Origin of the sequence: Aquimarina algiphila, from assembly GCF_947494415.1 — a bacterium.
Lineage (GTDB): Bacteria > Bacteroidota > Bacteroidia > Flavobacteriales > Flavobacteriaceae > Aquimarina > Aquimarina algiphila.
Map to the genome: position 1 here is coordinate 25,294 of NZ_CANLVC010000007.1, position 14,186 is coordinate 39,479.

Annotated in this window: 14 protein-coding genes and 1 tRNA gene; 3 read left to right on the top strand and 12 right to left on the bottom strand. The window is 33.2% G+C overall.

The annotated features are described in order from the left end of the window. Positions 1-126 precede the first annotated feature (126 nt). On the bottom strand, positions 127-828 hold the full coding sequence (locus PQF96_RS14865) for a DUF6989 domain-containing protein (RefSeq protein WP_271767139.1): 702 nt from the start codon (positions 826-828) through the stop codon (positions 127-129). 118 nt (positions 829-946) lie between these two features. After that, the gene (locus tag PQF96_RS14870; RefSeq protein ID WP_271767141.1) at positions 947-2,095 is read right to left on the bottom strand and encodes an oxygenase MpaB family protein; all 1,149 of its coding nucleotides are present in this window, start codon (positions 2,093-2,095) and stop codon (positions 947-949) included. 254 nt (positions 2,096-2,349) lie between these two features. Between PQF96_RS14870 and PQF96_RS14875 the strand changes: the two genes are divergently transcribed. Continuing rightward, complete coding sequence (locus PQF96_RS14875) at positions 2,350-3,057, top strand: toxin-antitoxin system YwqK family antitoxin (protein ID WP_271767142.1); 708 nt, start codon at positions 2,350-2,352, stop codon at positions 3,055-3,057. A gap of 45 nt (positions 3,058-3,102) precedes the next feature. Here PQF96_RS14875 and PQF96_RS14880 read toward each other — a convergent pair whose 3' ends face one another. The 6 genes from PQF96_RS14880 to PQF96_RS14905 form a co-directional block, all read right to left on the bottom strand. Next, a complete protein-coding gene (locus PQF96_RS14880; RefSeq protein ID WP_271767144.1) occupies positions 3,103-4,995 on the bottom strand; it encodes a tetratricopeptide repeat-containing sensor histidine kinase in 1,893 nt (630 codons plus the stop codon). Between the two features lie 39 nt (positions 4,996-5,034). Next, positions 5,035-6,357, bottom strand: coding sequence for an HTTM domain-containing protein (locus PQF96_RS14885; RefSeq protein ID WP_109435830.1), 1,323 nt, complete (start codon positions 6,355-6,357; stop codon positions 5,035-5,037). Then, on the bottom strand, positions 6,354-7,286 hold the full coding sequence (locus tag PQF96_RS14890) for a bifunctional riboflavin kinase/FAD synthetase (RefSeq protein WP_109435829.1): 933 nt from the start codon (positions 7,284-7,286) through the stop codon (positions 6,354-6,356). The genes PQF96_RS14885 and PQF96_RS14890 overlap by 4 nt, the downstream gene beginning before the upstream one ends. Positions 7,287-7,430: 144 nt before the next feature. After that, a complete protein-coding gene (gene pth, locus PQF96_RS14895; protein WP_271767146.1) occupies positions 7,431-8,060 on the bottom strand; it encodes an aminoacyl-tRNA hydrolase in 630 nt (209 codons plus the stop codon). A gap of 128 nt (positions 8,061-8,188) precedes the next feature. After that, on the bottom strand, positions 8,189-8,818 hold the full coding sequence (locus PQF96_RS14900) for a 50S ribosomal protein L25/general stress protein Ctc (RefSeq protein WP_271767148.1): 630 nt from the start codon (positions 8,816-8,818) through the stop codon (positions 8,189-8,191). A 25-nt stretch (positions 8,819-8,843) separates the two neighbouring features. Further along, positions 8,844-9,785 (bottom strand): ribose-phosphate pyrophosphokinase, encoded by a 942-nt coding sequence (locus PQF96_RS14905; protein ID WP_109435826.1) that lies wholly within the window; start codon positions 9,783-9,785, stop codon positions 8,844-8,846. Positions 9,786-9,933: 148 nt separating this feature from the next. Here PQF96_RS14905 and PQF96_RS14910 point away from each other — a divergent pair. Further along, positions 9,934-10,015: transfer RNA gene (locus PQF96_RS14910), tRNA-Leu, on the top strand. 169 nt (positions 10,016-10,184) lie between these two features. Here the strand turns inward: PQF96_RS14910 and PQF96_RS14915 are convergent. Continuing rightward, a complete protein-coding gene (locus PQF96_RS14915) occupies positions 10,185-11,060 on the bottom strand; it encodes an NmrA family NAD(P)-binding protein (RefSeq protein ID WP_271767150.1) in 876 nt (291 codons plus the stop codon). 4 nt (positions 11,061-11,064) lie between these two features. Continuing rightward, the gene (locus PQF96_RS14920; protein ID WP_271767151.1) at positions 11,065-11,619 is read right to left on the bottom strand and encodes a nuclear transport factor 2 family protein; all 555 of its coding nucleotides are present in this window, start codon (positions 11,617-11,619) and stop codon (positions 11,065-11,067) included. Between the two features lie 119 nt (positions 11,620-11,738). On the opposite strand from PQF96_RS14920, the gene PQF96_RS14925 reads away from it, so the two are divergent. Further along, positions 11,739-12,143: a winged helix-turn-helix transcriptional regulator gene (locus tag PQF96_RS14925; protein WP_143916732.1), complete on the top strand. Its 405-nt coding sequence runs from the start codon at positions 11,739-11,741 to the stop codon at positions 12,141-12,143. A gap of 96 nt (positions 12,144-12,239) precedes the next feature. On the opposite strand, the gene PQF96_RS14930 is transcribed toward PQF96_RS14925, so the two are convergent. Both PQF96_RS14930 and PQF96_RS14935 read right to left on the bottom strand, forming a co-directional pair. Next, the gene (locus PQF96_RS14930) at positions 12,240-13,160 is read right to left on the bottom strand and encodes a helix-turn-helix domain-containing protein (protein ID WP_271767153.1); all 921 of its coding nucleotides are present in this window, start codon (positions 13,158-13,160) and stop codon (positions 12,240-12,242) included. A 15-nt stretch (positions 13,161-13,175) separates the two neighbouring features. Then, positions 13,176-14,069 carry an NmrA family NAD(P)-binding protein gene (locus PQF96_RS14935; protein WP_109435822.1) on the bottom strand — a complete coding sequence of 298 codons (894 nt, stop codon included), beginning with the start codon at positions 14,067-14,069 and terminating at the stop codon, positions 13,176-13,178. Positions 14,070-14,186: the final 117 nt, after the last annotated feature.

Here is a 14,186-nt window from a genome sequence, read left to right on the forward strand (position 1 = left end):
TGAAGGAGCAAATTTAAATAAAAGCTCGGGTTTTGGAACTTAATTTTTTTGGATTGTTATAAGAAATTCAATTTATGGGTCATAATAATTTTTTCTACTGCTTTTGAGACTTAATTATAAATGACCTTATGGGGCTATAGTGTAAGCAAAGATAGCAGCTACCAAAATCCATAAACCAGATATAGACCCCAATACTAAGGACCAAGCTATGTTTTTTTTATAAACAACATATATAGAAATGGGTAAGGTAATGAATAGAAGTACTTCTGCAATACTGATATAATGAGGTGTGTTAAATAGCATAGAGGCATTTTGATAATACCACCAACCGGCACTTTTGGCCATATTCTCATAAAAGAAGATATATACTCCGCCAGAAATAGCAATAATACCTGATGCAATTGCTATACCTTTCCATTGGATTAGTCTTAAGCTTAGATACCCCATCTGAACGAGTACATTTGACCATGCAAAAGGCATATATAGGGGAGAAGTCCATAACATAGGCTCATCCATTGGATATACTAATGAATCCAGTGTTATGGCGGCGTAATGGTCGGCAAACAGCTCAAGAATACCACAAGAAGTTCCAAATACAATGAGTTTTAATATTAGATTGTTTTTGGAGGTGATTGCATATACAAGATAGATTGGATATAAAATATAAGTAATAATTCCAGCAGAAATTGATCCAGCTTGCGTAATTGAACTTCCGATTGTCCAAAGGATTAAAATAATTTGAGTAATATCAATAAAAAGAGTCGTTTTCTTATTGAATTCTGTTGCATTGAATGTTTTTTTTTCTAAAAGTGTTCGAATCGTGATCATTTTTAACTGTTTGATTGTAATATTGTAAATACTATTGGGATGTAATAGTTAGACAGGATTAGATAAATAAAGTTTTAAAAGGGTTTATGAAAAATACCAGCTTTTTTTAATGATGAGTTTAACCACTGTTAATAGAATTGGGCACGGATGAGTTTTTTTTGAAAGATATATTCTGAAATTTATGATACGCTATTAAAAAGCATTTGTTCACTGTAGATATTGATGCAAACTTAGAAAGTAATACTATTTTTTTTTCATGATTGTTATGGCTGTTTTTTATTCCTATAGTTTCACCAATATCTAGTCCAGCAGCTTCTGACGTTTCTTTTAGAAAATATCTCACCATAAATTCGGGAATATTTTTGGATAGGAACCCTCGTGTTAAATTTTTATGAAGATCAATACAGGATTTAGTCAATTCGATGCCTTCAGCCGATGGGGCAGCTTGATGTTTGAGTATTTTGATGGATAACTCCCAGGCTTCGTTATATGTGTTTGGAAGTAAATCATGATCTATCCCATTTAAATAGCCTATTACTTTCCAACAATGTATATAACCTTCCTTCTCCTGCTTTGTTAGTTTAATATTAAGTTGTTCTAACCCATCGATAATCATTGGAGCAAAAGCCATTAACGTACCTGTTAAATCCTCCTGATTAATGGGGGCACCTAATTCATCGGTATCCCATTCATAAGTATTGTACTTAGGACATTGTAGAAAATACCTTACCATAGCATGTATGAGTCGTACCTTTTGTATAGTAACAATTCCTTTGCCATTTGGTAAAAAACTATCAGGAGACATTGTATTTGCAACCATTTGCCCTGTTTCTGCAAGTCTTTTAAATATTTTTGAACTTCCATATCGCTCGGTTAACCTGCCGGTAAGATGTAATATTTTTGCTCCGTTTTTACAAGAATAGCAAAGAGGAAGAGATTTATATTGTAACATCATCATTATCAATAAAACATATCTGTTAAATACATCCTGCCCTAATTGGATAAGTTTCCAATCAAGCCACTCTGGTAGTGTTGATGTCGTTTTAAAATATTCGTTTAACTTCTGTTGTATTTCAATTGGGAATAGGTCAAATTGGTGTTCTGAATAACTATTATTTCTGACCAGTGTTTTAAGTGTTTTGATAAATTGAGCATGATTACCAGATGTGATAATTTCATACATGATTTGATCTGCTAAAGGGTCGGTTTTTTTTCTTTTTTCATCTAAAAACTTATCCGTTACGTTGGTAGAATCGAACATGTTCATTGGTTAGGTTTTAATGTTAATATGATTGCTTTAAGAACTGTATTTTTTAAAACTTCAACTACAATCGATATTATTTCAATACAATGATAAATTTAAAGCACTTAAAATGCTAAATAATATTCTACTTTTTCTTAATTCGAATTGTATAATAGATATACTTTGGTGACAATAGTAGAAGTTTTAAATTTGAAGTATTTCTTGATACAATTTTTATAAAATGATGTAGAGATGAAAAGGAATAATTAATTTGACTTATGAAAAATTATAAGAAATACATTGTTCTTAGTGCAATGATTTTGTGTTTAAGTTGTGCAGACTCTAGTGAGGAACAAAAAATAGAATATCATAAGAATGGTAATGTCAAAGGTATTGGTAAGATTAAGCAATCTAAGAAAATAGGAGTTTGGGCATATTATGACAAAGATACTGCCGAGGTAGATTCTATACCTTATAAAAATGGAGTTAAGGAGGGGGAAGCCAGAGCATACGATTTAAGAACAAATACATTGTCTAAAAAAGGAAACTATAAGAATGATCTACAAGAAGGTATTTGGGAAACCTATCACTTTGATGGAGCAGTGCATTCAAGAGCAACATTTACAAACGGGAATGCAATAGGAGAGTTGCTTTACTTTTTTGCAGATGGAACTCCTAAAATGAGTACTCCGATTAAGAATGGAAACTTACATGGAACCTATAAGGAATACCATGCAAACGGAAAATTATCGATTATAGGATACTATCAGAACGGCGAAAGAGATGGAGAATGGAAAGAATACAATGAAGAAGGTGTGGTTAAAGAAATGTACCAATACCAATCAGGGTTATGGCATGGTAATTATGAGAAGTATCATTTTAATGGTAATATTAAAGAAAAAGGGAGATATGAACTAGATCAGAAATCAGGGACATGGGAATATTTTGATGAAAATGGAGTTATGATTTCTACAGAGAATTTTTAAATAAAAAATATCAGTTTGAGCAGGTAAAGTACTCTCTGCAAGATATTACATAGGAATTTCAATATCGATTACTGTACCTCTGTTTGGAGTAGAATCAATAAATAAGGTGCCTGATAATTTATCCAGACGTTTCTTTATGTTTTTAAATCCAATACCATCTGCATTTTTTTTGGTATTAAACCCAATACCGTTATCCTCAAAAAGAAGTTGCAGTGTTTTTTCATATTGATTCAGATAGATATCAATTCGATCTGCCTGTGCATGTTTTAGACAGTTGGTTAATAACTCCTGAATGATTTTAAATAATTCTTCTTTTAAAGGAACACCGATTTTGTCGATTTGTTCTTCGGGATGAGGATTAAAAGAAATGTTCTGATTACTACCATCCTGTATATTAGATATGTATTCTTTTACAAGCTTAGAAATTCCATTTTCAAGAAACTTTTTAGAAGCGAGATCATGAGAAATATCTCTTACTTGATGATAGGTTTCATCAATTTGGTTGATGATCTTAGTGTTTTGATTACCATTATCATTATTAGAAAGCTGTAGTTTTATACTAGCCAAGTTTCCACCAATACTGTCATGTAGCTCTCTGGCAACACGTTTTCGTTCCCGATCTTGTCCTTGCATAGAAGCCTTAATAAGGTTAAGTTCCTGTTCCTTCATCAATCCGTGTACTTTCTGTTGGTTTACTTCCTCTTGTGACTTATTAAGTTTGACCTGTGTTTTTAGTTTTTGAAAATATAAGATCAATAAAGCAATGATAGGAATAAGAGTGATAACAAAGCCGATTAGAAAGGCATTTTTAATGGTTCTTTGCCGGCTGATTTCATTTTCTTTAAGTAGTTGCTCTTCCTTGAGGGTAAAGATTTCTTTTTCTTTCTGAAGGGTTTGGTATTTAATTTCTAACTCCTTAACAATCTCTTTGTTTTGATTTTTTAAGATTTGATCAGAAACGTTGACATATTGAGTCATTAACCCATAAGCATTTTTGTAATCTTCTTGTCCTCTATACAGACTAGTTAGCATATTGATAACATCTCGTTGTAACTCTAGTCTATTCCATTGCACAGTATTTACATATGCAGAATTTAAAATCATCTCAGCAGCATCATATTGTTCGAGAGTATAGTATATAATTCCCATTTGAAATACAGCATCAATGTATAGGTCATAAAAGTGATTTTGGATAGCTTTTTCTTTAACAAAGCTAAATTGATCCATTGCATGATCATATTCTTTTGTAATACTATTGATTCTTCCTAGATTAAGGCGAATCTTCAACTGGGTTTTTAAATCTTTACCTGGATCTAATTGATCCAAAACTTCATGATAGAGAGATTGTGCTATTCCGATTTCCTTTTTGAAAAGATGTAAGTCGGCTAGCGCTTTTTTAGCTAATAGATTTAGTTTTTTATCTGTGGTTTTTTCTATACAATTGTGTAATATAGGTAGTGCCGTGTCATATTCTTCTTTATGAAGGTATATAATAGCAAGGTCAAGCTGATGGGTGTAAAACAAAGTACTCATTGTGGAAGCAGGTGATATAGATAACCCATCAAGATGATACTTCATCGCATCATCGTAGAGTCCTTTACTTAATTTCCCTTTTCCTAATATGTGATATGATTTGGAAATATATTCATCGCTATTCGGGATGTTCTTCTGATATTTTACAACTTCACTTTTTAAGAAGTTACCATAATAGATAATAGAATCCGTATTTCCATATCGTATATGAATATTTGCAATAGTATCAATAATTTTTATTCGCGAGATAGGGTCGCTGGTTGTGTGTAAATTACGATATAAACGTTTGTTAACCGGGTTAGGAGTAACTCCAAAAGAAGTAAACCTTTCTTCTTGTTGACTAGATACCAAGAAGGGCAATCCTAAAATGATGATAAAAATAGTTCTTAAAATATAGAAATGCATTCTTGTTATTGTATTTACTTGAGAACAATCATTTTTTTCCTATTCTCTGTTATATTTAATGATCCATGGATTGGTGCTAAAATAATTCCAGGGGACATTAGCAAGATCAACTTCGGGATCGATAAATACTTTTTGTTCTTTTCCATTAATAGATATTTTGCTATTTACATAAACAGCGATATCTTTTCCTTCAGTGGCATACTTTTCTTTAAGATGCTGCGCAAATTGCCACATTGCATCTGGTTTAGTAGAGACTAATCGTAATTGTTTTCTAGAAAGGTAATTAGTCTTGTTAATATATTTTCGTTTAGCTTCAGGATCATTTTTATCTAAAATATAAAAATTTGTGATTCCCGACCTGCCTCTAAGCATCATACGCCAGCTCATTCTATGTCCTTCTTCTGTCCAAAGCACGTCTCCCGGGATAAACCAGTGACGAACAGGAAGAGTTATTTGTATTAAAAACCAAACGGTCATGATTGGTACCACAAATTTTTTATAAGAAGGAATAACCATTTCACTAGCAGTGTAGAATTCTTTCTTTTTCATAAAAATGCGATGTATCTTTTCTTTAGAAAAGAAAAATACACTGAAAGCCAGAGATAGATATGGAAATATCCCTATTTGAAATACTATAGAATTAAATAAATGAAAAAAGATACTAATACAAAATGCTATGAATCGTGTTCTTTTCCATAGTAAAAGAGGAATAATCAGCAAATCAAATAAAATTCCGAAATAGGTAACACTTATATGTGCCCAGTGCCCTTGAAGGATATCTCCAACAATAGGGTAATGCGCGCGACCAGCCATTAAGTTTTTTGCAACTGTATAGTCAAGCCAATCTGGATAGAATTTTGCTACAGAAGCATAGGTGTAAACGATCCATAATTGTATAATGATCACTAACAGACACCATCGAGGCATTGAAATTTTTTTCAATAATGGATTTTGTTTTACATCAACAGAAAAATAGTTTCCTGCAGGTAGAATAGACATTATAATGCAAAGTAGTAATAATAGATAATAATGGTTGTTGTAAGAAGATTTTTGCATAAAATATACTCCGGCCCACATTATCGTATAGGCAATCATACTCCAACGATATCTAAATCCAATCATCACTAGCAGTCCAAAAATCCCCATAACTGCAAAGTAAAAATACATACCATTACCAGGGAGTGGCTGTAAAAAGTCAAGACCAATAAAATTAAATGTAAATTCTGGATCGATCATGGTCCTTTTAATCCATCCGGTAAAAATAGCTCCGATAGCTTCTGCTGCGATAAGAAACCCAAAAAAAACTCTAAATATGATAAGAGCACTATTATCAATATGGGTAAATAACCAGCGATTAATCATACCAAAGAGTTTATATAATCCCTAGAAAAATCTTCATCTTGTTGCATAGCTTCTTGCAATTGCTCAATAGAATCAAACTTCTTTTCATCACGAATACGTTTTAGCATCTGTATTTGAATCTTTTTGTCATATAAGTTAAAAGAAGCATCAAAGAAATGAGTTTCTATAGATTGTTGCGTGCCATTCACCGTGGGGTTAGTTCCTATATTCATCATTCCAAAACGGATTGTGCCATCAATTTCTGATTTGACAATATAGACTCCGTTTTTTGGGATAAGTTTATATTTTTCTTCTATGTATAAATTGGCTGTAGGGTAATTAAGTTTCCTTCCAAGTTCTTTCCCTTTAACTACTATGCCGGTTAACATATATTCGTATCCGAGAAAAGTATTTGCTCTCGTTATATCACCTTGTAAAAGAGCTTCTCTAATCTTGGTAGAACTTACCGCAACATCATCAATATCTTGTTTAGAAATTTCTTCTACAGTAAAATCATTTTGTATTCCGTAAGAAGCGAGATCTGTGATATTAGAATTTCGATTACGTCCAAACCTATGATCATATCCTATAATAACATGACGTACATTAAGCCGATCTACTAACATTTGTTGTACGTATTCACCAGCTGTAAGGCGGGAGAATTCTTGTGTAAAAGGGTGAATAACAAGGCTGGTTAGTCCAGTCTTTTCTAATATTTGTATACGCTCATCGATTGTATTGATAAGCTTTATGTTAGAATCTTGTTGTAAGACCATTCTTGGATGTGGAAAGAAGGTAAGAATAACAGAGTCTAATCCATTTTTCTGGGCACTTTCTATAAGACGATCTATTATCTTTTTATGACCGATATGTACACCATCAAAAGTACCTATGGTAACTACAGAAGGTGTTTGGTTGTCGTATGTTTTTGCGTCTGTATAACGTTTCATCTGTTCATTTTAAATTCATGTTCAATTATCAGATGAAATTCGCTAATATTTAATATGCTTGGCATCAATATGATTGTTATGCTTATTTCAAGAAGTGAAATTTACAGCGATTGTAAAAATAAAAAATAGTTTGGATACATTTCTTTATTTTCCGTTAAAGCTATTCATTGTGTTTGATGTTCCTGCGGTAGCAAAGGATTTAATCAATGCAATTGCTTTTTCTAATCGTTCTGGCATAGCAGACTCTTCTTCGGTTTTCCATTCTCCAAGCACATAATCTACTTGCCTGCCTTTACTAAATTCATCACCAACTCCAAATCTAAATCTGCAATATTTAGAAGTTTGTAATTGTGCTTCGATATCTTTAAGTCCATTATGTCCTCCAGCACTACCTTTAGTTTTAACACGAATGGTTCCAAAAGAAAGATTGATGTCATCAGTGACCACTAAAAGATTTTCTATTGGCACTTTTTCTTTCTCCAGCCAATATCGAACTGCTTTTCCACTGAGATTCATATAAGTATTGGGTTTGAGTAATATGATGGTTCTTCCTTTGTATTTGTAGGTTGTGAGATCACCCAGCTTGTTTGTCTCAAAAGTAAGACCTTCTTCTTTAGCCAAAGCATCAAGAATCTTAAAACCTATATTGTGCCGGGTGTTGTGGTATTTAGGACCAATATTCCCAAGACCGGCGACAAGAAATTTTTTCATAAGATCATCTTGTGTTTCTTCTACTTTTTGTTTTGAAAATAATCTTCTAAATACAGAAAGCATATGATTTACAATTGTTTAATTTGTATAGTTTTAATATGAATTTAAATAGAAGTATTAAAACTATGTAAAAATAAAAAAAGCATCCTGAATAATAATCAGAATGCTTTTGTATCTCTAGAATTGTAAGATTAAGCTTCAGCAGCTGGAGCTTCTGCTCCTTCTGTAGCAGCTTCAGTTCCTTCTTCTTCTTCTTCATCGTCATCTGCGACAGCAGTACGAGAAGTTTTAACCATACAAACTACTGTATTGTCTGGGTGTAAGATTGTGAAATCGTCACTTGCTAAACTGGTAACTAATAATTTGTTTCCTATTCTTAGGTTGGTAATGTCACCTTCGATCAAGTCTGGTAATTTAGAAGCAAGACCTTTTACTTTAATACGTCTTAGGTTATAGCGTAACACACCACCAGCAAGAACTCCTCTTGCATTTCCTGTTGTTCTAAAAGGAAGCTCAACTGTAATTGGCTTATCATCAAAAATTTCAACAAAATCGATATGTAAAATTTTGTCAGTTACAGGATGAAATTGGATATCCTGTAAGATGGCGTTTATCTTTGTACCATTATCCAACGCAATTACCACGGTATGAACGTCTGGAGTATACACTAAGTTTTTAAAGGCAATTTCTGGCGCTGCAAAGTGTACAATAGTGTCTCCACCATAAATAACACAAGGTACCTGTCCAGCATTACGTAAGGCTTTTGTCGCTTTCTTGCCTACGCTTTCTCTTTGAGATGCATTGATTGTTAATGATTTCATTTTTTAAAATTTATTAATTATTATTTTACATTATAAAGTTAGAGCTAATTGACTGGTTTTTATGAACTCTGTTCATAACATCTGCAAATAAATCTGCACAGCTAACAACTCTGATTTTATCACTTTTTTGTTTTAGAGGAATAGAATCGGTTACGATCAATTCTTCTAGTTTAGAATTTTCTAATCGCTCATATGCGTTCCCAGAAAGGATAGGGTGGGTACATATGGCTCTTACACTCTTGGCACCTCTCTCTATCATTAGATCAGCTGCTTTGGTTAATGTTCCGGCAGTATCTACCATATCATCAACTAAAACTACATTTTTTCCGGTTACATCTCCAATAAGTTCCATATGCGAAATTACATTTGCTTTGGCTCTTTGCTTATAGCAAATAACGACATCACTTGATAAGGCTTTAGAATATGCGTAAGCTCTTTTAGAACCACCCATATCTGGAGAAGCGATTGTAAGATCACTTAAATTTAGCGATTGAACGTATGGTAAAAATATAGTTGATGCAAATAAATGATCTACAGGTTTCTCAAAAAAACCTTGAATCTGATCTGCATGTAAATCCATAGTAATGATTCTTGTTGCACCAGCTGTTTCTAACATTTTGGCAATCAGTTTAGCAGCAATAGGGACTCTTGGTTTATCCTTTCTATCCTGGCGAGCCCACCCATAATAAGGTAATACCGCTGTGATATGCCTTGCCGAAGCTCTTTTTGCTGCATCAAGCATCAATAACATTTCCATAAGATGATCAGAACTAGGGTGAGTCGACCCAATAATAAAAACTCTGGATCCTCTTACAGATTCTTCAAAAGAAGGTTGAAACTCACCATCACTATACGTTGATGTAATAATTTTACCCAGTTTAGCGCCATAGGCAGCTACTATTTTTTCTGCGAGTTCTGTACTTTGACTACATGCAAAAAATTTTGCTTCTGTAACTGCGATTGACATAGGGTAAATTATTGTATTATAAAGAGTTAAAACTTATTTTCTAAAAACAAGGTGCAAATTTAAAAATTTATTTTCACTCTAACCTTTATTTTGTTACTTAATTTAATGGTAGGAAAAGAATATTTTGTTAATTTTGCCGTCCATTAATGCTCGAGTGGCGGAATTGGTAGACGCGCTGGATTCAAAATCCAGTGACTTCGGTCGTGTGGGTTCGATTCCCACCTCGAGTACAAAAAAGGCTTAGATGAAAATCTAAGCCTTTTTTATATCCTGATACAATAATCATATATTTTTATATCTCTAAAAAAGATAGATTTTACCACAGTTCTTTGCTACAAATTTTTTATAGTATGAATAACTTTGTTTAAGATGTTTTTAGAAGCATCTACTCTATATTTATTATTTTGAAATAAACTTATTTCGGATTACATATTCAAGAGTTGTTGGTGTATTCGCTTCGAATGTTCTAGGAGTCGCATAGGCACCGTCGGGATCTCCCAGAGCCATATAGAGGTCGACCAATTCTTTTTGAACAGTATCATTAGCACCAAATTGTGCAAATTGATTTTTTACATCATTATAAGTCACCTGCTTATATACAATCTCTTGTTGTAACTCTGCTGAGAAAATATCTGCCGCTTCTTTAAGAGTAATATTGCTCGGCCCCATAATATTCCTGCTCCATTGACCTGCCCAACGGGTATCCATAAGATATTCTGCAGCTATATCTCCAATATCGTCTGCACTTACAAAAGGAATGTCATGATCTGTGGCATATGGAAATGAAAAATAACCATTTTTAAGGATGTCATTCTTTTGCAACAAGAAGTTTTCCATAAAATATCCAGGTCTTAAGAAAACTACATTCGATGCTACTTCTTTAAAAGCTCTTTCCAAGTTTCCTACATAAGTTACAGTACCTAGGTTATTGGCAGCTCCAGCACCAAGAGAAGAAAGGGCTACTACACGAGGAATATTATGTTCTTTAATGGCAGCTACTCCAGAAGAAATGATATCATCATACCACTCTTTTAGACTTGATACTCCAAGTGCTGGTGGCACAAGCCAGAAAAATGCATCTGCTCCTTTTGTATGAGCAACTACCTGTTCTATATCACTCATATCCACTTCATGTGAAGATGAGTTTGGGATGTTCAAATTTTGTAAAGAGTCCAGCTTATTTCCTAATAATACCACTGAATGATTTGCTGACGCTACTTTTTTTGCGATACGGCTACCTACGTTACCTGCGGCTGCTCCTATTACTATTTTCATAATTTTATTGTTTTGATTTATCATTAAACATTTTATTAACTTCTTTATGATCCCCCATAGCTGATACCGCCATAGGATTCCAGTACTCTTTATAATGAATGATCTTTCCTTTTTTGAGGATTATACGGGCGACATAGTCTTGTTTGTATAATTGTTTCGTCGATGGAATAATTACCTCTCCATGAAATTCTGCCCATACGATATGGTTTTCTGTTATATAACTTTTCACTTGTGAGAATGCTATATCCGGCATGTTCGAGAGAGCACCTTTTAAATAATCACCATACTGTGTTTTATTCAAAGAGGAAGGTGTACCTAATGAATAAGCATATGGATATTCAATAATGGCTCCTTCATCAAAAAGCTCGAGTACATTCTCTGCACCTAGATTGAAGGCTTCTAATAAATCCTGAACTATTTTCCCTTGTTTTTTTTCATTTATTGTTATTTCCTCACTATTTGTTTCGGTTTGCTTTTTTTGGGCTTGACCCGAATACATATTTGTTAGAAATACAGCAATTAGGATTGTTAGTATTTGGTTTAATGTTTTTGTTTTCATCTTATTTTTGTTTAAATTTCTAATTATTATACAAATTTATGAGCTATACTTGTATCACGCAAGAGGGTACTAAATAGTACATAACTTACTTTTAGGTAGTAAATAAATAAACAATAGTAATGGAAGCTGAAAAAAAAATTAAAAAAATTTCATACTTGGAGTCTTTGAACGCTAGAACCGTTTTTGATGAGAACTGTATTATACAGGTATCTTTCGCGTTGATAGCCGATAAATGGACGCTCTTAATCTTAACTACTTTGATGCAGGGTACAAAACGAAATAGCGATCTACAAAAACAGGTCATTGGTATTTCTCCTAAGATGTTATCGCAGACGCTAAAAACACTATTGAAATATGGAATGATTTCTCGAAAGGTATACCCCGAGGTACCACCTCGTGTAGAATATACATTAACAGAATTTGGAAAGAGTCTTGTTGAACCATTGTCCAGTTTCTACGATTGGTCAGTAGATTGGGAGGATAGACTTCGTGCTATTTACAAAAAAACCAAAGGAAAAAAATGAGTTGTTTAACTATAACAGTTTGTATGGTAGTAATGGTTTAGATTGTCTTATTAAAAACAATATTGGCAACAAAACCTTTTGTTGGTAATTTTGTTTTCAGTTAAATGATTGTCGGAATTCCAAAGGAGAGAACTGTGTTTTGGATTTGAAAAGTTTGCTGAATGATTGTGAGTGTTCAAAGCCTAATTCATAAGCAATTTCGCTAATTGTAAGGTTTGTTGTAGATAATTTTTCTTTGGCTTTTTCAATCAGTTTTTCGTGAATATGTTGCTGAGTGTTTTGACCTGTTAGGACTCTAAGTAGGCTGCCTAAGTAACTTTGTGAAACATTCAATTCTTCTGAAACATCTTGAACAGATGGTAAGCCTTTTATTACCAAATCATCACTATTAAAGTAATCTGTCAATAGTTTCTCCAAACGTTCTAAAATTTGATGATTGACCTTTTCCCTTGTTATGAATTGACGATTGTAAAACCTTTCAGAATAGCTGAGCAAATTTTCAATGTGAGTGCTAATGATTTGTTTGCCGAATTTATCAATATTTGCTTGATACTCTTGCTGAATGTTTTGAATAATACCATTTAGTATAGACTCTTCCTTAGGGGACAGAAACAGCGCTTCGTTTACGGTATAATCAAAAAAATCGCATTGCTTGATTGTTTTTATCAATGTTGTACCCCAAATAAAATCAGGATGAATTAGTAATATCCATCCTGAGTTCACCGGCGTATGGTTTTTGTCAACCTCCACGCGAAATACCTGATTTGGTGCCATAAAAAACAGTGAGCCTTCATCAAAATCGCATTGCTGATATCCATATCTAAACTTAGTGTGAGAAGATTTTTTTAAAGAAATAACATAAAAATCAAGTAGCCAACTCATTGAATTGCTTTCATCCGAATGCCTTATCGAAGCATAATTTATCACACTGATCAAAGGATGCTCGGGAGCTGGTAAACCTCTGAATTTATGAAACTCACTAATTGTTTTAATTCTATATGGTTTTTTATTTGCCATATCTAAATGTACCAATTATTGGTTATATACCTTTGCAAACTCTTTGGCAAACTCTTTTAGTTTTACTTTTCTAAATTTTGGCTTACTACTGTAATAATCTTCCAATAGTTTGCCATTACGAATACTTTTGTTCATTTCTGTTAATCCTTCTGCTATTTTAGGGTTAAGCCCAATTGATAAAGCTCCATTTAACATATCCCTATCAGAAATCAAAATCCATTTTAAGTCTGGTTTTCCAATTGCCTCACCCAACGTTTTTGCTATTTCATTACAAGTTAACTCTTCACTTACTATATAACGCACTTTTCTTTCTGAGAATGAACCTTCTAATTCCTCAGCAATAACTTCGGCAATATCAGAAGGTGATACCCAAGGACACTTATCATCTTCACCATAGTTAGAAGCTATAATTCCTTGAGATTTTATTGTAGGAATAAATCCAAATAAATTATAGTAGAAAGATGTAGGTCTTAGCGTCGTAATTTTAACTTCTTCTGGTAAGGACTTAAAGATATTTTCTACATTGGTATGTGCAATAAGCTGGCCATTATTTTTATTCATATTACCGCCTATACTACTCAGATGCACAACCTTTTTTACGTTTGATTTTAAAATAGCTTCAGCATAGTTATTACCAACTTGTTTGTAAAATTCTATTTGATTGAAATCTTGATCAAAGTAGTCTCCTGGTGGAATCATACAATACACAGCATCTGCTTCTGCAAATGATTCTGTTAAAAAATCTACATCTTCCATAGTGCCAATAGCTGGAATCGCTCCAATCTCTTCAATTACTTTTGCTCTTTCAGGGTTACTACTTATTAACGTAACCGTATGTCCTTTTGCAATTAGTTCTTTTGCAAGAGGTTTGCTGATGTTGCCCAATGAGCCTGTTAAAACTATATTCATTTTTTTTCTTTATACAAAGCTGCGATGGTATTAAGCAAGAGATGTAGCCAAAACGATTATTGTTGTAGTCAGAGTGGAAGGTCTTTGAAAGAGGACAAGCTATTTGTGCTGTGAACA